17 protein-coding genes are annotated in these 20,518 nt (G+C 39.1%); 7 read left to right on the top strand and 10 right to left on the bottom strand.

The window, feature by feature from the left end; translation table 11 throughout:
- Positions 1-36: 36 nt before the first annotated feature.
- Positions 37-858: a hypothetical protein gene (locus tag MKX14_RS11950; protein ID WP_046813385.1), complete on the top strand. Its 822-nt coding sequence runs from the start codon at positions 37-39 to the stop codon at positions 856-858.
- Positions 859-867: 9 nt separating this feature from the next.
- A complete protein-coding gene (locus MKX14_RS11945) occupies positions 868-1,785 on the top strand; it encodes a mechanosensitive ion channel family protein (protein ID WP_240282507.1) in 918 nt (305 codons plus the stop codon).
- Here MKX14_RS11945 and MKX14_RS11940 read toward each other — a convergent pair.
- The gene (locus MKX14_RS11940; protein ID WP_240282506.1) at positions 1,775-4,588 is read right to left on the bottom strand and encodes a DUF2339 domain-containing protein; all 2,814 of its coding nucleotides are present in this window, start codon (positions 4,586-4,588) and stop codon (positions 1,775-1,777) included. The genes MKX14_RS11945 and MKX14_RS11940 overlap by 11 nt on opposite strands.
- 154 nt (positions 4,589-4,742) lie before the next feature.
- Between MKX14_RS11940 and polA the strand changes: the two genes are divergently transcribed.
- Positions 4,743-7,514: a DNA polymerase I gene (polA, locus tag MKX14_RS11935; protein WP_240282505.1), complete on the top strand. Its 2,772-nt coding sequence runs from the start codon at positions 4,743-4,745 to the stop codon at positions 7,512-7,514.
- Between the two features lie 53 nt (positions 7,515-7,567).
- Here polA and MKX14_RS11930 read toward each other — a convergent pair whose 3' ends face one another.
- From MKX14_RS11930 to ppx, 5 genes are read right to left on the bottom strand one after another with little or no spacing between them, the layout of a single operon-like run.
- On the bottom strand, positions 7,568-8,137 hold the full coding sequence (locus MKX14_RS11930; RefSeq protein ID WP_000501183.1) for a YggT family protein: 570 nt from the start codon (positions 8,135-8,137) through the stop codon (positions 7,568-7,570).
- A gap of 21 nt (positions 8,138-8,158) precedes the next feature.
- A complete protein-coding gene (gene proC / locus MKX14_RS11925) occupies positions 8,159-8,995 on the bottom strand; it encodes a pyrroline-5-carboxylate reductase (RefSeq protein ID WP_240282522.1) in 837 nt (278 codons plus the stop codon).
- Entirely contained in the window at positions 8,967-10,370 is a 1,404-nt protein-coding gene (gene tilS / locus MKX14_RS11920; protein ID WP_275891850.1) for a tRNA lysidine(34) synthetase TilS, read from the bottom strand. Before tilS ends, proC begins: the two co-directional genes overlap by 29 nt.
- The gene (accA, locus tag MKX14_RS11915) at positions 10,307-11,128 is read right to left on the bottom strand and encodes an acetyl-CoA carboxylase carboxyltransferase subunit alpha (protein ID WP_240282504.1); all 822 of its coding nucleotides are present in this window, start codon (positions 11,126-11,128) and stop codon (positions 10,307-10,309) included. The genes tilS and accA overlap by 64 nt, the downstream gene beginning before the upstream one ends.
- 18 nt (positions 11,129-11,146) lie before the next feature.
- Complete coding sequence (ppx, locus tag MKX14_RS11910; RefSeq protein ID WP_033849270.1) at positions 11,147-12,667, bottom strand: exopolyphosphatase; 1,521 nt, start codon at positions 12,665-12,667, stop codon at positions 11,147-11,149.
- Positions 12,668-12,942: 275 nt separating this feature from the next.
- On the opposite strand from ppx, the gene trxA reads away from it, so the two are divergent.
- Positions 12,943-13,269, top strand: a complete 327-nt coding sequence (gene trxA / locus MKX14_RS11905) for a thioredoxin (RefSeq protein WP_002054512.1) — start codon at positions 12,943-12,945, stop codon at positions 13,267-13,269.
- Between the two features lie 322 nt (positions 13,270-13,591).
- Positions 13,592-14,860, top strand: a complete 1,269-nt coding sequence (rho, locus tag MKX14_RS11900; protein ID WP_002117304.1) for a transcription termination factor Rho — start codon at positions 13,592-13,594, stop codon at positions 14,858-14,860.
- A 191-nt stretch (positions 14,861-15,051) separates the two neighbouring features.
- Here the strand turns inward: rho and MKX14_RS11895 are convergent, their stop codons facing one another.
- A complete protein-coding gene (locus tag MKX14_RS11895; RefSeq protein ID WP_108009598.1) occupies positions 15,052-15,177 on the bottom strand; it encodes a hypothetical protein in 126 nt (41 codons plus the stop codon).
- 94 nt (positions 15,178-15,271) lie between these two features.
- Here MKX14_RS11895 and MKX14_RS11890 point away from each other — a divergent pair, with 94 nt between their 5' ends.
- Positions 15,272-15,511 (top strand): hypothetical protein, encoded by a 240-nt coding sequence (locus tag MKX14_RS11890; protein ID WP_108009596.1) that lies wholly within the window; start codon positions 15,272-15,274, stop codon positions 15,509-15,511.
- 168 nt (positions 15,512-15,679) lie between these two features.
- On the opposite strand, the gene himA is transcribed toward MKX14_RS11890, so the two are convergent.
- From himA to pheS, 3 genes are read right to left on the bottom strand one after another with little or no spacing between them, the layout of a single operon-like run.
- Positions 15,680-15,976 carry an integration host factor subunit alpha gene (gene himA / locus MKX14_RS11885; protein WP_000126166.1) on the bottom strand — a complete coding sequence of 99 codons (297 nt, stop codon included), beginning with the start codon at positions 15,974-15,976 and terminating at the stop codon, positions 15,680-15,682.
- Positions 15,973-18,354: a phenylalanine--tRNA ligase subunit beta gene (gene pheT, locus MKX14_RS11880; protein ID WP_240282503.1), complete on the bottom strand. Its 2,382-nt coding sequence runs from the start codon at positions 18,352-18,354 to the stop codon at positions 15,973-15,975. Before pheT ends, himA begins: the two co-directional genes overlap by 4 nt.
- Before the next feature lie 32 nt (positions 18,355-18,386).
- Positions 18,387-19,367: a phenylalanine--tRNA ligase subunit alpha gene (pheS, locus tag MKX14_RS11875; RefSeq protein ID WP_199992604.1), complete on the bottom strand. Its 981-nt coding sequence runs from the start codon at positions 19,365-19,367 to the stop codon at positions 18,387-18,389.
- 158 nt (positions 19,368-19,525) lie between these two features.
- On the opposite strand from pheS, the gene MKX14_RS11870 reads away from it, so the two are divergent.
- Positions 19,526-20,518, top strand: coding sequence for a hypothetical protein (locus MKX14_RS11870; protein WP_240282520.1), 993 nt, complete (start codon positions 19,526-19,528; stop codon positions 20,516-20,518).

The following is a 20,518-nucleotide window of genomic DNA, read 5'->3' as shown; positions in this document are numbered from 1 at the left end:
AGTCTGTTTAACAACTCGGTAGAGGAATTTTGCGTCTTGTTTGAAAATAATGAATATCAGCCTCACCCCCAGAATTCTTTAAAATGGTGGGGAGAACAGAACTTTGAAATTAACCAGTCCAAAGCATGGCAATTCGGTTCAATGCTTTTTCGTTTAACGCGTGGCATAAAGGAATGGCGCATCGAATATTATCGTCCCTCTCTTCAAGATGATAATGAGCAAGATTGGCATTCAATTGCCGATCCACATTTCGCCTTTCCACATAATGTTCAAGTAGAACGTTATATGTTTCGAAAGACCAATCCAGAATTTTTACTGATGCCACGTCTGGCAGACCGCTCTGTGGTCATTAAGCCGATTGATCCTATTTATATTCCAGCAGGTCAACGTGGGACTCTATATATAAGTACACCATTATGGATTGCTGGTTTAGTCGAAAGCCAGCATGAGCCTTTGTTTGAAATTCCTGTGATTCAACCTAAAGACACATGGTTTGGTCCTAATGCACAGCAAGGTGAAATCTGTTATGCCACCTCCGTGGATGGTCGTACTGATTTGAATCTATTAACACCACGCGCTTTCCGTGCTGTAACTCCAATCGACTTTCACAACACCAGTAATCATCAATTACGCTTTGATCGCATGAATGTGCCAGTTACCGCCCTTCCTCTTTTTTATAGTGAAAGTACTGGTCGTTTATGGACTTCTCAAATTAAAGTTTATTATGAGGGTTCTGATCGTCCGGCACGCATTCGTATTGAAAATCGTACGCCACCTCTTGCTGGTGAAGTGACCTATGTTCACCCACCACGTTCACCTGGTGGAGCATTATTCAATATGTTTGATTCATTCTTTTAAGAGGTTTATATGGCCGATTCAAATATTCCAAAAGATATCGCTGATAGCCTCAAAAGTATATTTACCAATATCAATACCGAACGTATTAGTGAAATTTTAGTCGCTGTTGTACTGTGTTTCATTGGCTTTGTTCTTGCTCGTATTATTTCGAATACGTTTATTAGAACCATTGGCTCACGTTTTAATGCTCATCAACGCCTTGTATGGCGCCGTGGTATTTTTTATTTTATTTTCTTACTTTTCATTATGACGAGTTTGAAAGAAGCTGGCTTCAAACTTAGTGTATTCCTCGGTGCAGCAGGTATTTTAACCGTAGCACTCGGTTTCGCATCGCAAACTTCAGCTAGTAACTTAATCAGTGGTCTATTTTTGATTGGTGAAGGTTCATTTGAAGTCGGTGATACAATCCAGATTACTCTCATTCGTGGCAATACAATTGAAGGCGAAGTCATCTCAATTGATTTACTTTCGGTAAAATTACTTACACTCGACAATGTCTATATTCGTTTGCCGAATGAACAACTCATTCGTGCGCCTGTACACAACTTATCTAAATATCCGATACGGCGTATTCCAATTACGCTCGCAATCAACTTTCACGAAGATATTATTAAAGTACGTGAGGTTCTACTGAATGTAGCAGCTCATTATCCACTTGTACTGGATGATCCAAAACCCGCTGTTACGGTTACCGCATTCAGAGAGTCATCGATTGAGCTTTTATTTGCAATATGGTGTCGACAAGAGAACTCTTTAAAAGTTCGAGATGAAATGCAAGAACGAATCCGAAATGGATTTTTAGATAACCGAATTGAAATTCCTGTTCCTAAAATGGGCTTGATTGATCGACCGTCTACTGGTTTTGTTGAAGATGATATCGATCAATATAGCAATCAAAAAGAATTAAAACGAGAGCCTAAAGCTTAGGCTCTTGATTCTTCTGTGCGGTAGATGACGGGGGTAATGGCGCAAGATAAGCAATAATTAACATTACTCCACCTGCTCCAATAAACGAAATGACTCGAGTTAATGTCGCACTTTGTGATAGATCAAGCAAAATCAACTTTAATACCACAATACCTAAAAGCGCAGCACCTACAAACCAAAGTTGACGAATCATTTTACGGCTTGAGAATGTAGTTAATACAAATGCCAAAATGACCCAAAGCAATGTCAAACTTAACTGTACTTCACCATTCGTCCAAATTGCTAAGCTCCATAGTGGTGTTCCCCAATAATGATGTAAGCCCCTAACGACCACACTACTGAATACCAACAACCCAGCTAGAATTGTTGTAATTTTAAAAGTCCACTCCAGTGATTTATCTTGACCAAAAGCATGTTGATAAATAATAAAGAGCAGACCTGCAAATACTACAATAGAAAGAAAATCAGTTAAGTTAAATAAAGGAACAAAATAAAGGTACTCAGCAGAGTGGCGATCAACGCTCACAACTAGCAACCAAATTAAGTTTAAACACCAAACAGGAATTTGATGCAACAATGCAGTTTTATGAGCATTATACGCCCAAAGCGAATAAACCACAGGGATAAAAGCCAGAGCAACAACTGGCATTTGTGGAAAGATCGCCAAACCAACTACTGCTAACACCAACCAGTTTAAACCAGCCCAGATGTTTAAGTATCCAGACTGACTCGACTGCGGTTGAGCCATAAGAAATAAGGCACTTAGAATAATGGTAGCGACTAGGAAAGAACTCTGCTGTAATAGATCGGTCCATTTAAACAGAATGAATACTTGACTGGTAAAGGCTTCACCCAAAACTAACAACAGTAACAAGCTAATTAAAATTAACTGCAAACTTTGCCATTGCACACGAAGTTTATAGTGAACGACTGCGCTAAATATTGCGATTAGAACTACGGCGAACATCAAATATGGACTCAAAGAATGATGATGCCATGTCATTATTTCTACACCAGCTACAGCACCTGCATACATCCCTAAACACAAGAAAATGCCACTAAACATGCTTGCGCTAAAATAGCGTTGCTCTTTACTGTTGTATTGCAATAAATAAAAGGCAGAAATAAATTGAGCAATTGCATAGATGCTTGTGCTTAGGGTTGGGAACTCTTCATTTGCCCACACCTGATAAAACAGTGCAATAGAGCTAAGTAAAACTAAAACCACACCAATATATCGGCTTAAACGGTAGCGCTCAGTTACTCCCCACACAATTAAAGCCGTACCTTGAGCAACCCAACCAATTGCTGTCCAATGTGCTCCTTTTGCAAGCGGGAAAATTAAGGCAAAAAATGCAACCGCGAGAATGAAAAAGCTTTTTGCAAGAACTGAAAGCTGAGGATGAGTTTTTTTAATCCAGAAAGTTAATACTGCATAAGTACCCGCCAAGACGGCTGCACCAATCGTCAATGCTTGTGTAGACTCATGTACTAAGTAGGCATGAAGGGTAAAGCCCAGCACAGGCACACTAAAAATAAGACCCACATCTAAGAGCGGAGGTAAACGAATACCTTCTTGTTTTTCACTTGCTGACGTCCGAGATATATTTTGGCTATAACGAACACTAAGCCAAATAAACAGTGCGATATGGCACCACAAAATCCAGTCTAATGTATTAAATTTTGCTGGCTCAGCATAAAATGCGATTGCACTACCACCAATGAACATGGTGGCAAAGAAAGCAATCTGATTTAGGACTTTCCAAGGCTGAATAAAATTAACAGCAGCAACCGCAAGGTTAATTACAAAGTAATAACTAAATAGGAAAATCACATCTGGGCGATATTGCGGAATAACTAAAGGTGCCGCATAAGCCATACCGAGTGCTAATATTGCTAAATAAATTGCTTGTTGTTTTAAGCTGAGGAATACCGTAATTGCTAATAAAATAGCAAATAAAATACTTGCTGTAGTGATATTGGCAATCACACCAAAATGATGTGAGAACACAAGCGTCAAAAATACAACTGCAAGTCCTACACCCTGCAATGCCACAGCAAAAAGTTGATTTTTCTTTTGCAAGGTATACCCAAATGCTGTTAACACAGCTCCAGCAAGAGCAATAAAACCAAGTTTTACACCTAAGCTTAACTGCCAGTGCTCACTTGCAAAACGTAATAACAACACTACTCCAACCATCAGCACAGCAACAGCAACTCTTAAGATTGGATTACCATGAACCATCCAATCGACTGCTGGTTGCCACCATGCGCTTTGTACATGAGCTATTTGTTGTTCTTGATTTGAAGCTATTGTTTCAGGTAGAACTGGCTTGACTGGCTCAACGATATTTTTTAGATCAACTTGCTCTATCGATGGAGTTATAGCTTCTGTTTGTAGAGTATCGTTTACTCGAACAGTTTGTTTTGCTGACTCAAGGAACAATAGACGAGTATGAAATGCACTAATGATTTGAATCAAACATAATAATAAAACCAGTAATGCCCCACCAGTAATCCATATCCAATGATTGATATAAGCAACTAATGCAACCAAGACGGCTGCATAAATTACTGTTCTTTGTATGTGTATAGAATAAAGTGGCGTTTTCTGCTGAGAAAACTGTTGTTCTAAATGAATTAAACGCTGATGCAAATTTGATAAAAATTGAACTAATATGACAGTAAGTGCAATAGATAAAGCAATAACAGCACTCTGAAATTTAAAACCAATTGAAATGGCTAAAAACAAAGTCAAAGTGATCAAAACAATGATCATTCCCTGTTTGTCTTTTTTATACATGGGCTTAGCAATATGACACCTTCATTACAAGTCATCTTACTTCAAGCCAATACAAGCGTATATTTATACATACAAAATACTGCAAAAATCATAAACCTGCATTCATAGCCGTTTTCACGTAAAATACCCCTAATTCAAATTAAGGAATTGTTCAATGCCACCATTTGTCTTGGTTGATGGGTCCTATTTTTTATTTCGTGCATATCATGCATTACCACCATTGACGACCTCTACAGGGTTACATACCAATGCAATACGTGGGGCAATTTCTGCCATTCAAAAATTAATGCGTCGTATGCAGCCAACACATATGGCCGTCATTTTTGATACGCCTGAACCAACTTTTCGTCACAAGCTTTCACCTATTTATAAAGGTGATCGCCCAACCATGCCTGAAGAGTTATCTCAACAGATTCCATATTTGCATGCATTGATTAAAGCTCAAGGGATTCCTTTATATAGTCTTCCGGGTGCAGAAGCAGATGACATTATCGGTACGCTCGCTAAACGTGCCGTACTCGAAGGCCATCATGTACTTATCTCAACCGGCGATAAAGACATGGCTCAGCTCGTCAATGACCATGTAAAACTAGAAGACAGCTTTAAAGACCGCGTAATGGATATCGATGGGGTATTTGAAAAATTTGGTGTTTGGCCAAATCAAATTATTGATTACTTAACCCTTATGGGCGATGCATCTGACGGTATTATGGGCGTGCCTGGCGTGGGTGCAAAAACAGCAGCCAAGTTACTGACCGAATATGGCACTTTAGACAATATCATTGCTAATGTAGACCAGCTTAAAGGCAAACTTAGCCAGAATATTAAAGACAATTTAGACAATATTAAGCTTGACCACCAGTTAGCTAGTATCGTCTGTGATCTTCCTTTAGAACTCGATTGGCATGAATTAAAACTTACCGATCCAAATGTAGAGGCTCTACGGAATCTTTATACTGAGCTTGAGTTTAGGAACCAATTACAGTCGCTTGATCATCCAAACAACCCAAATAGTTCAAGCTACAAACAGCAAGCTTCACAGACTATTGTTCAAAATGAAGTTAAACCTGCTGAAACGATAGAAACAGAAGATCAAGCTAGCTTAACTAGTCAAGATGACCAGCTTGGAACTGCAAATTATCACACTGTTTTAACCCAAGAAGCATGGGATCAGCTCTGGCAACGTATGCAAAATGCCGATCATTTTGCTATTGATACAGAAACTACAAGCCTTGATTACCGTATTGCAGAGATGGTTGGTTTTTCAATCGCATTTGATGCGAAAGATGCCTACTATGTTCCATTAGCGCATAATTATGAAAATGCGCCGCAGCAACTAGATCGTGATCAAATTCTGGCTCAAATTAAACCTGTGCTAGAAAATGAAGCAGTTAAAAAAATTGGTCATCACCTTAAATATGATGCCCATATCTTTGCCAATCATGGCATAGAACTTAAAGGCTGGTATTTCGATAGCATGCTTGCATCTTATGTATTGAATGCAGCAGCCACTCGTCACGGCATGGATGACGTAGCTCGTGTCTACTTAAGCCACTTAACCACCACTTTTGAACAAATTGCTGGTAAGGGTGCTAAACAAAAGACTTTCAATCAAATTGAGATTGAAGTTGCTGCTCACTATGCTGCAGAAGATGCACATGTGACCTATCGTTTGTATGAAGTGCTTTCAAACAAACTTAAGCCATTTCCTGAGCTAGAAAATATTTTATATAACATCGAAATGCCAGTTGCCCGTATTTTATCGGGTATGGAAGAAGATGGTATTCGTCTAGATCATGCATTCTTAGATAAATTAAGCGTTGAATTTGCAAAAACAATGGAAGGGCTTGAAAATCAAGCGATGGAAATTGCAGATGAAACTTTTAATATTGCTTCACCTAAACAAGTAGGTGAAATTCTATTTGATAAATTAGGAATTAAAGGCGGTAAAAAAACTGCAACTGGGCAATACAGCACCAGTGAAAGTGTTTTAGAAAAAATTGAACATCCTTTAGCGGAAATTATTCTAGAGCATCGCGGTTTAGCAAAACTTAAAAGTACCTATACAGATCGTTTAGTTGAGCAATCTCACAATGACACGCATCGTGTACATACAAGTTATCACCAAGCACTCACTGCAACAGGCCGTCTCTCCTCTTCAGATCCTAACTTACAAAATATTCCAATTCGTAGACAAATTGGACGCCAAATTCGTAAAGCATTCATTGCGCCAGAAGGTCGAGTACTATTGGCTGCCGATTACTCGCAAATTGAATTACGTTTAATGGCTCATTTTTCTCAAGATGAAGCATTAGTACACGCATTCCAGCATGGACAAGACGTTCACCGTCGTACTGCTGCAGAAGTATTAGGCATTGATATCGAAGATGTGACCAATGATCAACGTCGTCAAGCGAAAGCAGTTAACTTTGGTCTACTGTATGGTATGTCTGAGTTTGGTTTAATTCGTCAGTTAGGTTTCACACGTCAAGAGTCACAGAACTATATCAAACAATACTTCCAGCGCTATCCTGGCATCTATGAATATATGCAACGCACACGTCAAGTTGCATCAGAGCAAGGTTTTGTTGAAACTATTTTAGGTCGTCGTCTTTATACACCAGATATTGATGCACGAAATGTAATGGTACGTAAGGCTGCCGAACGTGCTGCAATTAATGCACCGTTACAAGGTAGTGCCGCTGATATCATTAAACTTGCAATGATTGAAGTCGATAAAATCTTGCCAAAAGATCAAGCCAAGTTACTTCTTCAAGTACACGATGAATTAGTTTTTGAAGCAGATCAAAACATTGCCGAGGAGCTCTCTAAGCAAATCGCGACTGTCATGGAATCTGTAGTAAAAATTTCTGTGCCTTTAGTCGTTGAAGTTGGGCAAGGGCAAAACTGGGATGATGCCCATTAATTAGCAGAAATAAAAAAAGGGCTGTATTAACAGCCCTTTTTTATTGCGTTAACTTAAAGCCCCGTTAAAAGAACTTTTGCAACTTCATTCATTAAGATCTCGGCAATATAAAGCGCCAAAAACGCCAAAATTGGAGATAAGTCAATCATTCCCATATTAGGCAATAAACGACGGAATGGTGCGAGTAATGGTTCAGCTAAATCTTGAATCACTTCAATATAAGGTGAACGCGATTGAGTGAACATAACCACCCAACTCAAAATAATTGTCGCGAAAATTAAATAACGGCAGAAACGAATCAGGTCCTGAATCATCGTCACAAATGTCAGAATCACTAAGTGAACCGGACTATTTGGCATAGAACCAGAAAGATACATCACGCCAAAAATTTTCAGCAAATATAAAATAATTAAAAGAACCAACGCAGCCAAATTAAATCGGCCTTTTGCGACCGTCGGAAAAATTCGGCCAAAAATATCAACAATTTTAGTCGCCTTTACGGTCGATAAAACCACAGGATTATAAGGACTTACTGCCGCCAATTGCATTAAAAAACGGAAAAAGACCAATAAAATCGCGACATTAATTAAAATTCCAAAAATTAGCGCAGAATTTGCACCCATAGTTGTCTTATCCTATTTAAGCTATTTCGCACTGTCACTCAATTCTTGAGCCAATTCTTGACTACGCTTCTGTGCAGCAGCCAATGCAGATTGAATATTTTGGGAGATTTGTGCACGGTCAAAAACTTCAAGTGCAGCTTGAGTTGTGCCATTTGGCGATGTCACATTCTTACGAAGTTCAGAAGGAGTGTTTGAACTCGTAATTGCCATTTGAGCTGCACCTAATGCCGTTTGAAGAGTCAACGCAGTTGCAACTTTTTCATCAAGTCCTAAATTTTTACCCGCACGGATCATACTTTCCATGAGATAGAAGAAATATGCAGGACCTGAGCCAGAAACCGCTGTTACCGCATCAATTTGAGCTTCGGAGTTTACCCAAATTGTTAAGCCTGTGGCTGCTAAAATCTGACTTGTTAATTCACGATCCGAAGTACCTACTACATCATTTGCATAGATACCATGTGCACCCGTCTGAACTAGAGCTGGCGTATTTGGCATAACTCGAACAATTCGATTGCTATCAATTAAGTTTGATATCGTTTGGATTTCAGCACCAGCAATAATTGAAATAACCAATTTATCTGATAACAGTCCTTTTAGAGGACGTAAAACAGTCGCCAAAACTTGTGGTTTTACTGCCAGTACAACGACATCAGCATTTTTAATTGCAGCTACGTTATCTTGTGTTACGTGGACTTCTTTCTCTTGTAATAATTGACGGATCTGCTCAACAGGATCTGAAACAGTAATACGTGTCGGTGGTAAACCTCTTGAAATGAGCCCGCCAATTAACGCTTGGGCCATATTACCGCCACCAATAAAACAGATATTACAATTTACTGCACTTGCCATAACCATATTCGCCATTTACCAGATTACAAGAATGAGAAATTAAATCCGGTTGCCATCCTCCTTGCTCACAATACGGAGACTGAGCCAACCAAAATCCTTTCGGTGTAAAAACCCCAAGCATAACATTATCTATGACCAATATTTGAATTGTATGACGAAGCCAAGGCAAAATATGTGCTTCTTGAATTGCTTTTTTTAATGGCCATTGCCCAACACGACCATATAGGTGAATCTTTTCACCACCTTGGCGTCGAATAATTTTTAATTTTTTATTTAATAAAGATGCAGCCAAACCCATATTTTTTTGAGTAATTTGAAATTGTCCTGAAGCGCAATCCACTATTTCCCCTAGTTGAAAATAATGCTCCATCTCGGTTTCAACTGGGTTTAATTTTTCAGCAAGAAAAACTTGTCGACTCAATCTATAAAGATGATGTTGATAACGGACATAGTAAAACTGGTTCCAGTGTAATGCCGCTTGTGCATCAGACTTTGAATCAATTACTTCATTTTTTAACCGCTCAACCATTTCAAATGCAGGTCGATATTGCCCATCACCTTTCATCCAAACCGAAAGCAATTGACGCTGTCGAGCAGAAGATAGTTTTAATAGCTGAGTTAAATCCAAACATTCATCCGTACCACAATTTTGCAAATCAACTTTTAAAACTTCTTCTAAAATTTCAGAAGCATCTTGCATCAAATAACTGGTACGACTAAGTGCTTGCTGCATTTTTGGAAATCGGTTTTGTAAGAAGGGCCAAAGTTCTTCACGCGACCATGCCCGATCATAATGGATATCGTAATTTGTAGGGTCAACTACATACTCAATTTCAAGTTGAGTAGTCCACTCGGCAATCTGCTCACGGGTTAAATCCAAAAAAGGTCGCCAAATTGTCATATCTTTACGGTAATCAATAGACTGCATAGCAGCAAGCCCATCAACACCCGCACCCGACAATAAACGTAATATTACTGTTTCAGCCTGATCTTGCTGATGATGAGCGAGCACTAAAATTTCATTGGCTTGTAAATGTTGTAGATAAGCGTGATAACGCGCCTGACGTGCTTGAGCTTCCAAATTACCGTCAATAACTTGAACTTTTTGAATGGTATAAGGAATATTTAAAAGACTCGCTTGTTTAGCAACGAGTTCGCCCCACTCTGCGCTTTTTGATTGCAGTTGATGATCTATGTAAATTATTCGGATCTTATGAGGGAAAATTTGAGACATTACATGTAGCAGCAGCATTGAATCCATGCCACCACTACATCCAATAAGAAAAGTACTATTTTCTGAAAACTCTTGAGCCTGTTTTAAGACGCAATGCCTAAATTTTCGCTGCCAAACTTCATTAAACGTTGATAACGTGCTTCGCATCGTTCATTTGCATCCATTGGTAGCAACTCATCCAAAGCTTGCTTCAAAACTACTTTTAGGTTTTGCATGACTTGCTCAGGGTCTAAATGAGCCCCTTCGCCTTCATCTACTACATATTCAACAATACCTAGAGATTGTAATTTATCTGCTGTCAAACCTAAAGCTTCACTTGCTTGAGCCGCTTTTTCAGCAGTTTTCCACAAAATAGATGCACAGCCTTCTGGTGAAATCACAGAATAAATACTATGCGACAACATAATTACTCGGTCAGCAACACCAATACCTAAAGCACCACCAGAACCGCCTTCACCGAGTACTGTTGCGACAACAGGAACTTTCAAACTTGAAAGTTGAGCAAGGCTAGTTGCAATTGCTTCAGCTTGTCCACGCTCTTCAGCACCAACACCTGGGTAAGCACCCATAGTATCAATAAATGTGAAGACCGGAAGGTTAAAACGCTCTGCCATATCTAATAGGCGTTGAGATTTACGGTAACCTTCTGGGTTAGCCATACCGAAGTTGTGCTTTAATTTTTCACGGGTACTACGACCACGATGTTGGCCAATAACCATCACAGGCTGACCATCAAAACGAGCAAGACCACCTACCATCGCACCATCGTCACCAAACAAACGATCACCATGCAAGGTATCAAATTCTGTAAAGATTTCACCGACATAATCTAGAAACTGCGGACGATCAGGATGACGTGCGATTTGAACCGTTGTCCACGCTTTGGACTGAGTAGCTTTTTTCATAGGTCGAATATTATCCCTTTAATCGATAAATTTTTCCGACTGAATATTCAATTCAATGTCCCAATGCTTAAACTGCTCTTGCTCATCATGCAAGTCGGCAACTAACAATGGCCATTGTTTGGCATCACCAGAAACACTAAGTTGCCATTGTTGATCATTTATGATGGTCAGTTCAATGGCAGGAAGCATCTGATCACTTCGACTATGGTTGAGTAAAACTGCTAGGCGAAGTAATAAACATAGATAAAGTAATTTATGACCACCAGCCTTCAAAATTTCATTTTTTACATCATTTCGCAATTTACGACGGTGGTGAGCGACCAAATGTGAAAGGTGATTTTGATCAATTTGTGAGAAGCCCGGAATATCAGAATGCTGCAATAAATAAGCACCATGACGGTGATACCCACCATGACTAATCGCCAAACCAATTTCGTGCAAATAGGCAGCTCGGCGCAGTAAGTCACTGTCTTCACTGGTTAAATTAAGAGATTCTGCAACACCATCAAATAATTGCTGTGCTGTATTTACAACTCTTTCTGCTTGTTTTGGATCTGCGTTATAACGTCCCATTAAGGCCTGTACACTACGATCACGGATATCTTCATGCTTAAAACGACCTAACAGGTCATACATGACTCCTTCACGTAATGCACCATCAGAATATGCCAAACGATCAATTTCTAAAACTTCGAAAACTGCGTACAAAATTGCCAATCCGGCTGGCAAAACTGCTCGTCGATCTTCTCTTAACCCTTCAAAATCAATTTCAGAAATATTTTTAAACTTAAGTAATTTATCTTTGAGTTTATATAAGCCTTCTCGAGTAACGTTTTCTTGTTCATCACTCAAGCCCATATTCACCATAATTTGGCGGCAAGCTTTAATCGTGCCACTAGAACCAACGACAGTATCCCAACCTTCCATTTTATACGTTGTTGCAATAGCTGAAAGTTCTTTACGGGCAGCAACTACTGCTTTATCAAAGGCTTTTTGTGTGATTTCGCCATCAGCAAAGTAGGCTTTTGTATAAGCCACACATCCCATTTGCAATGACTCAGTGTAAATAGGTTCAAACTCTTCACCAATAATGAATTCAGTAGAACCACCACCAATATCTACAACTAAACGTCGACCACCATTTGCCATGGTATGCGATACGCCAAGATAAATCAGACGCGCTTCTTCTCGCCCAGCAATAATTTCAATAGGTTTAGGCAAAATTTCTGCTGCTTTTTGGATAAATTCATGACCATTTTTTGCCTGACGTAAAGCATTGGTCGCCACAATTCTTAAACGATTTGGTTGAACAGAACTTAATCTTCCTACAAAACGAGCCAAGCAGGCTAAGCCTCTTTGCTGAGCGGCTTCTGTTAGGTTTTTATTCTCATCTAAACCAGCTGCAAGCTGTACTTTTTCTGACATCGAAGCAACTTTTTTAACTTCACCATGATCTACCCGTGCAATTGCAAGGTGAAAACTGTTCGACCCCATATCTATGGCGGCAAGTAATTCTTCATCAATCAGAAAGTCAGACATTATTGAACTAAACCCATAACAATTCACGCCTAGAGTAATTCACAAGAATGCAATTGAAAAGCCATTTTCATCAACAATTAGCTGTCATTTAAATTTTTCTATTTATAAGTTGATTGTACAAGTCGATGATGAATATCGTGAGCATCCATTAGACAAATTTAGTTAAGCCTTGAATAATAGCACCAAACCCTTACATTGAACTAAGTAGCTATGTAATACTGATAGAGATAATTTCTCCTGTAATAGCACTTTTTTCTAAAAATTGGAGCCGTACCATGTCTGCGACTATTGTAAATACAACTGATGATAACTTCCAAGCAGATGTTTTAGATGCTGAAACCCCTGTACTTGTTGACTTCTGGGCAGGATGGTGTGCACCTTGTAAAGCAATCGCACCTGTTCTTGAAGACTTATCAAGTGAATATGCTGGTAAAGTAAAAATTGTTAAAGTTGATGTGACTTCTTGCGAAGATACAGCAGTGAAATACAACATCCGTAACATTCCTGCTTTACTACTTTTCAAAAATGGTGAAGTTGTAGCTCAACAAATTGGTGCTGTACCTCGCTCTAAACTTGTTAGCTTTATTGATGAAAACGTTTAAGTCAAAATGCTAAAAAAGAAAATACGCTATACTTTTTTATAGCGTATTTTTTTCGCCTATAAATTGACAAATTTGCTAGGCTGGCTTATATTGCATGCTCAAGAGGCACTGAAGGGAATCATCTTCGTCCGGCTTCTTACAAGACACAAACATAAAGATCGCCACTCGGCAACAGAAATTGTTTTTTCACATTTCTCTTCGAAACAATTAATCAGACTTCTGAATTGTTATTGTGTAAATACAATTGCGATAATCTTTTTTGTATGCGAGCGATTTTTCTCCTTTTTAAACCACACTCTACTCTTTCCTAATTCTGACCCTTATGAATTTAACTGAACTCAAGAAAAAACCAATCGGCGAACTAATTAAAATTGCTGAATTTATGGGCCTGGAAGGTATGGCTCGTAACAGAAAGCAAGATATTATTTTTGCCATTTTGAAACGCCATGCGATGAATGGCGAAGAAATTTTTGGTGACGGCGTTCTCGAAATTCTCTCTGATGGTTTTGGTTTTTTGCGTTCTGCCGCAGGTTCGTATTTAGCAGGTCCGGATGATATTTATGTGAGTCCTTCACAGATCCGACGCTTTAACTTGCGTACAGGTGATACCATCACAGGTACTATTCGCCCTCCAAAAGAAGGTGAGCGTTATTTTGCGTTGCTCAAAGTTAACCAGATTAACTACGACACGCCAGAAAATTCTCGTAATAAAATTTTATTTGAAAACTTAACTCCCCTTTTCCCGACCGAACAATTGGTTATGGAATTAGGTAATGGTACGACAGAAGACTTAACTGCTCGTGTCGTTGATTTAGTTGCGCCAATTGGTAAAGGCCAACGTTCTATTATTGTTGCACCGCCGAAAGCGGGTAAAACAATGTTACTTCAAAATATTGCTCAATCGATTGTTAGAAACAATCCAGAAGTATTCTTGATCGTTCTATTAATTGACGAACGTCCAGAAGAAGTAACCGAAATGGAGCGTACTGTTCGCGGTGAAGTTATTGCCTCAACATTTGATGAAGCACCGGCTCGCCATGTACAAGTTGCAGAAATGGTAATTGAAAAAGCTAAACGTCTTGTTGAACATAAAAAAGATGTTGTGATTCTTCTTGACTCTATTACCCGCCTTGCACGTGCTTACAATACTGTTATTCCATCATCAGGCAAAGTACTAACTGGTGGTGTAGACGCTCATGCGTTAGAGCGCCCTAAACGTTTCTTCGGTGCTGCACGTAATATCGAAGAAGGTGGTTCACTTACGATCATTTCGACTGCTTTGATTGAAACAGGCAGTAAAATGGATGATGTAATTTATGAAGAATTCAAAGGTACAGGTAACCAAGAGATTACGCTTGATCGCCGTATCGCTGAAAAACGTGTCTTCCCGGCTATGAATATCAAAAAATCTGGCACACGTCGTGAAGAGCGTTTAATGGATGAAGATAAATTACGTAAAGTATGGATCCTCCGTAAACTACTTCACCCTATGGATGAGTTGGCAGCAATGGAATTCTTACTTGACCGCATGAAAGAAACCAAAACAAATGATGATTTCTTTGATCAAATGAAACGTAAAGCTTCAACTTAAGTAATTAAGCCTTCAAAAAAAGCCACTCTTTTGAGTGGCTTTTTATTTGGTTGACAAGCTTTACACAAAAATACATTTTGCTTATTTTCATGTAAAATTATTTATAAGTTTTTGATAATAAATATTATTACATAAAAAAAGTGAAGTTTTTTAGTAGCTTACCTCTGCCTTTTCCAATATATCTAAGCTAGTTAATTGTTTTTTTCTGTTAAAAAACAGTGTGTTTTTCTCTTTTTCATACATTTTTTTGACAGGCAACAGTAGTATTTCATCATTTGCAGTGATAGCATAGCGGCAGACCAGTTAGACTGCTCCATGCGTTGTTACCTAGCTACGTTTTAGGAATAATAAAAGCAAAACAGTCCAACTTAGGTTTTTTTAATCTCAAATCTTTTTTGTGAGAGTGATGCCATGTTATTCAAAAAATTCGCTGTTGCTGCTGCTGTTGCTGCTACTTTAGCTTTCGTTGGTTGTTCTAAGAAAGAAGAAGCTCCTGCTGCTGCTGCTTCTGAAGCTGTAGCTGCAGCTTCTACTGCTGCTACTGCTGCTTCTGAAGCTGCTACTGCTGCTTCTACAGCTGTTGACGCTGCTTCTGCTGCTGCTTCTGCTCCTGCTGCTGCTTCTACTCCTGCTGCTTCTGCTGCACACTAATCTATATCTAGATTAGATAAAAAAGAGGACATTTTGTCCTCTTTTTTTATGTGTAAATTTTTAGTTCTCAATATTAATTTCTTTTATTTATCAATATTGAAAAAGATTAATATTACCGCCAATTAAAATTATATAAAGCCCTCTAAAAATATAGATAAAAAAAGCAGATCAATCGATCTGCTCATTTCCAACGCGTTGTCTAAACTTCTGACCCGCTCTAAAGGTCACTACACGGCGTGCAGAAATCGGAATTTCTTCACCTGTCTTAGGGTTACGTCCTGGACGTTCGCGTTTATCTCTTAATTCGAAATTACCAAAACCAGAAAGCTTAACCTGCTCCCCTGCAATAAGCGCTTGGCTAATCTCGTCGAAGAACAACTCGACCATTTGTTTTGCTTCACGGCGATTTAAGCTGGTTAACTCACTTAAATGATCAGCCATGTCTGCTTTAGTTAATGCTGTCATGAGGCCCTCAATGTCGCTTGATAAGTGTTTTCCAACACTTGGATTATATTGTCCATACCAGATTTAATTTCAGCATCTTCAAGCGTACGTGAAGGATGTTGCCATAGTAGTGCAAACGCTAATGAGCGTTTACCTTCTTCGACACCCTGCCCCGTATACACATCGAATAACCATGTAGAGTCTAAAAGCTCTCCACCAGTTTTTTCGATTAACTGCTGAATATCTCTAACATTTATATTATCAGAGATTAAAAGCGCAATATCACGTCTAATCGAAGGAAAACGTGATAATTCTGTAAAATTAGATACATAAGATTGCAAAACGGCTGTTTGATCAAGTTCAGCAACCCAAGTTGTGCTTAAATCTAGCTCATTTTCTAAAGATGGGTGTAGACGACCTAAGTAACCAATTGATTGTCCATCAACTAAAATTTCAGCGGACTGCCCTGGATGCAACCATGAACGCTCTGAACGTACATATTCAACTTTTACACGACCAGCAGCTAAAATCTCTTCAATCTCTCCTTTGAAGTCGAAGAAATCCATTGGTTGAGGCTTCACATGCCAAGATTCTGGTTGTTGCGAGCCAACGGCCACTAGAGCTAAAGTTGGAATCTGTTTTAGATCTTGAATACTCTTAGCATCTTGATAATCAAAACGAAGTCCTAGTTCAAAGAAGCGAACACGGCTTTGCTGACGGTTAAGATTATATTGTACGCAAGGAATTAAACTTGAAAGCAAAGTACTACGCATCGCAGCCAAATCACTTGAAATTGGATTTGCTAGCATTAACGGATTTACTTGCGGGTTCAATTGCTTTTCAAGTTTTGCATCAGCAAAGCTAAAACTAATTGCTTCTTGATAGCCTAAAGTCACGATAGTTTGGCGCAACTCTGCAATTTCAAATTGGTCTTGATATTTAGCTAATTGAACATCCATGCTTGGTAAGCTAATTTGGATATTGTCATAACCATCAATACGTGCCACTTCTTCAATTAAGTCTTGATAAATAGCCATATCATAGCGATGTGATGGAGGCACTACGCTCCACTCACCTTCAGCTTTAACAGTTACTTCACATCCTAGTCGAGTTAAAGCATCTGCAATGAAATCAGCCGTCAATTGATATCCCAACAATTGGTCTACCTGAGCTTGTTTCAGTTCAATTGCTTCACGTTTTGGTAAAATTTCAGTTTTTTCAGCTACAGTAATTGGACCAAATTCACCACCTGCTAACTCTTGAATAAGCTGCGAAGCACGGTTCATCGCAATTAATGGCAACTCAAAATCCACACCACGTTCATAACGCTGTGAAGAATCAGTATGCAAGCCAAAACGACGAGCACGTCCAGCAATAGCAAGTGGCGCGAAGAATGCACTTTCTAGGAAAATGTCAGTTGTGTCATCAGTTACGCTTGATGCTAAACCACCCATAATTCCGGCAATTGCCAAAGCTTTCTGGTCATCAGCAATCACCATTATATCTTCTTGCAACTCAACTCCTTGATCATTAAGAAGTTGTAGTTTTTCTTGTGGCTGAGCTTGACGCACATGTACAATTCCTTCAATTTTAGCTAAATCGAAAGCATGCATTGGCTGACCCAGTTCCATAAGGACATAGTTCGTCACATCAACCAAAATACTGTGCGTGCGAATTCCTGAACGAGCTAAAGCCTGCTCCATCCACTCAGGAGTAGCAGCTTTTACATTAACGTTTTTAATTACACGTCCTAAGTAGCGTGGAGCACCTTCAGTGCTGATCACTACTTTCTTCTCATCAGCAATTGTCGCATCAACTGATTTAATATCAGGTTCATTCATTTGCAGTTGGTTAATTACTGCAATCTCACGAGCGATACCACGGATACTGAAACAGTCACCACGGTTTGGTGTAATACTGATATCGATGACGTTATCATCGAGTTTTAAGTATTCACGGATGTTTATCCCTACTGGAGCATCGGCAGGTAACTCAAGCAAACCATCGATTTTATCTTCAAGATCAATTTCAGAAGCACCACAAAGCATGCCTTGTGACTCAACTCCACGAAGTTTACCTTTTTTGATTTTGAAATCACCCGGTAATACAGCACCAATCGTTGCAACTGGAGCTTTCATGCCAGCACGAACATTCGGTGCCCCACAAACAATTTGTAAAGGCTCGCCCGAACCAATATTAACTGTCGTTACACGCAAACGATCTGCATCTGGATGCTGCTCAACTGTTAAAACTTCGCCGACCACGACGCCAGTAAATGGCTTAGCAACAGGTGCAAGTTCATCAACTTCAAGACCAAGCATAGTTAACTGATCAGACAATGTCTCACTATCAATTGCTGGGTTAACCCATGTGCGTAGCCAATTTTCGCTAATCTTCATCTTTATAAACCTTTTTTAATCCTGAAAAATTGTTAGGCAAATTGGCGTAAGAAACGCACATCATTTTGATAGAACATACGCAAATCATTAATGCCATAACGCAACATTGCAAAACGCTCTACCCCTAAACCAAAAGCAAAGCCTTTGTATTTATCAGGATCAATACCCGCAGCACTTAATACATTTGGATGTACCATGCCACAGCCTAATACTTCTAACCAACGTCCACGCTCATCCATGATATCCACTTCTGCACTAGGCTCTGTAAATGGGAAATATGATGGGCGGAAACGTACTTTTAAATCTTTCTCAAAAAATTCATTCAGTAGGTTAATCAATAAACCTTTTAATTCAGCAAAGCTGGTGTTCTCAGCAACGTATAAACCTTCGATCTGATGAAACATTGGCGAATGCGTTTGATCCGAATCACAACGGTAAACACGGCCAGGACATACGATACGAATTGGCGGCTCACTCGTCTCCATTGTACGAATCTGTACCCCAGAGGTATGTGTACGTAGCAAGTGAGTTGCATCAAAGTAGAAAGTATCGTGCATAGCACGTGCCGGATGGTGACCAGGAATATTTAATGCTTCGAAATTGTGATAGTCATCTTCAACTTCTGGACCAGTTGCAACTGTAAAACCAGCTTTAGTGAAGAACTGACAAATTCGCTCTTGTACTTGAGTAACAGGATGAACTGTGCCAATACGTTGACCACGGCCCGGCAATGTAATATCAATCGTTTCACTTGCTAACTTTTGTGCAAGTGCTGCCTGTTGTAGTGCCGCTTGACGCTCTGTTAATGCAGTATTAATTGTTTCTCGAACAGCATGAATCGCAGCACCTTGTACTTTGCGTTCTTCAGGGTCCATTTTCCCTAATGCTTTCGATTGTTCTGCAAGCTGGCTTTTTTTCCCTGTAAATTGCACACGCACCTGATCAAGTGCAACAAGGTCTTGAGCTGCTGCAATGGCAGCAAGCGCTTCTGTGGTCAGGGCTTCCAGTGACATATTAACTCTCAAAGCAACAAATTTAAAAAATATAATAAAACACTGCATTCTAACAGTTTTTCATCGAATTGATGAAGTTTATCCATCATGAAAAATGTATTAGGCAACAAAAAGATAAAACGTATAAGATAGTAGCATCGTCAATGAGATCAACTATTATGGCGCTTAATCAGATTTGGAAACAACAACTTACGCTTGTAACATACGGTAATGAATACCTCCGTCAGAATTTAAGCTTTAACCAATGGCGACAACATCATATTTTCGACTATCATAGTTTTCAGTTTCGTGACTTAACTTCTCAACATTTGTTGGCCCAACACTTTCAAGTCTGGCTAGAAGCATTAAAAAAACAAGGCACCCCAAAACTTAGCTTACATTTATCAAGCCTTCTTAATGAAGAGCAAAATCCAAACAGTAATGTCGAGCTCTTACCTTATACTCATTTTATCGTGAGTCATCAGAATGATAAGAAATTTGCTTGGATTTTTGGCCATGAGCTTGCCGAATGGTATAACAATGATAATGAGTTTGAAGCCCCTGCCTCACAAACCTGTGAGCTTCGTTTAGAAACTTTCTGGCGTTTTGAATTAAATGAAAAATTATCAAAAAAAATTGAAGCTGATCTAAAAAATCCACCATGGCAAGAAATAGCCGACTTTATGGAGAGTGAATTATTCCGTAGCAAGTATGCGACAGGCTTTGAGGAGCCAGAACTTCAAAATGCTCTTTTTGATGGTACAAATATTAAAAGCTTAGAGCCAAAACTTGCATTAATTCCAGAGAATTATCCCGCAGATTACGCTCATCAACTTTTATCTCGTACACAAGCATTAGCCAATTATTTAGAACAAAAGAAACGCCTTGCAAATGATCCTTTAGGAGAAGAACTAGACCAAGAGCAACTCATTAATTTAAGAAACTTTACACAAAAAACTGATGATTTGTTTGCCAAGCTTATTGTGAAAGTTGCCAACCATTATCAGACAGCTCAGATGGTACCTGTAGTTAAAGCCTCGCCATTCGAGCAATCAAATGAAAATCCACAGCATCTCAAGTCTCAGCACCATAAAGGCACTGGTTCAGGCGTTATTAAACTGGTTATTCTAACGATTATTATTTGTGCTTTGGCTTATTATTTTGGACTTTAA

Source organism: Acinetobacter pittii, assembly GCF_022449185.1.
GTDB lineage: Bacteria > Pseudomonadota > Gammaproteobacteria > Pseudomonadales > Moraxellaceae > Acinetobacter > Acinetobacter pittii_I.
The sequence above is the reverse complement of the archived record's forward strand: the minus strand, read 5'-3'. Positions and strand labels throughout refer to the sequence as shown.

Coding starts and splice junctions, on each gene's coding strand:
- polA (WP_240282505.1), top strand. CDS start 4,743: ATGCCACCATTTGTCTTGGTTGATGGGTCCTATTTTTTATTTCGTGCA.
- rho (WP_002117304.1), top strand. CDS start 13,592: ATGAATTTAACTGAACTCAAGAAAAAACCAATCGGCGAACTAATTAAA.
- trxA (WP_002054512.1), top strand. CDS start 12,943: ATGTCTGCGACTATTGTAAATACAACTGATGATAACTTCCAAGCAGAT.
- pheS (WP_199992604.1), bottom strand. CDS start 19,367: ATGTCACTGGAAGCCCTGACCACAGAAGCGCTTGCTGCCATTGCAGCA.
- tilS (WP_275891850.1), bottom strand. CDS start 10,370: ATGCGAAGCACGTTATCAACGTTTAATGAAGTTTGGCAGCGAAAATTT.
- MKX14_RS11930 (WP_000501183.1), bottom strand. CDS start 8,137: ATGGGTGCAAATTCTGCGCTAATTTTTGGAATTTTAATTAATGTCGCG.
- MKX14_RS11940 (WP_240282506.1), bottom strand. CDS start 4,588: ATGTATAAAAAAGACAAACAGGGAATGATCATTGTTTTGATCACTTTG.
- himA (WP_000126166.1), bottom strand. CDS start 15,976: ATGACAGCATTAACTAAAGCAGACATGGCTGATCATTTAAGTGAGTTA.
- MKX14_RS11890 (WP_108009596.1), top strand. CDS start 15,272: ATGTTATTCAAAAAATTCGCTGTTGCTGCTGCTGTTGCTGCTACTTTA.
- MKX14_RS11895 (WP_108009598.1), bottom strand. CDS start 15,177: ATGGAGCAGTCTAACTGGTCTGCCGCTATGCTATCACTGCAAATGATG.
- proC (WP_240282522.1), bottom strand. CDS start 8,995: ATGGTTATGGCAAGTGCAGTAAATTGTAATATCTGTTTTATTGGTGGC.
- ppx (WP_033849270.1), bottom strand. CDS start 12,667: ATGTCTGACTTTCTGATTGATGAAGAATTACTTGCCGCCATAGATATG.
- MKX14_RS11870 (WP_240282520.1), top strand. CDS start 19,526: ATGGCGCTTAATCAGATTTGGAAACAACAACTTACGCTTGTAACATAC.
- pheT (WP_240282503.1), bottom strand. CDS start 18,354: ATGAAGATTAGCGAAAATTGGCTACGCACATGGGTTAACCCAGCAATT.
- accA (WP_240282504.1), bottom strand. CDS start 11,128: ATGAAAAAAGCTACTCAGTCCAAAGCGTGGACAACGGTTCAAATCGCA.
- MKX14_RS11945 (WP_240282507.1), top strand. CDS start 868: ATGGCCGATTCAAATATTCCAAAAGATATCGCTGATAGCCTCAAAAGT.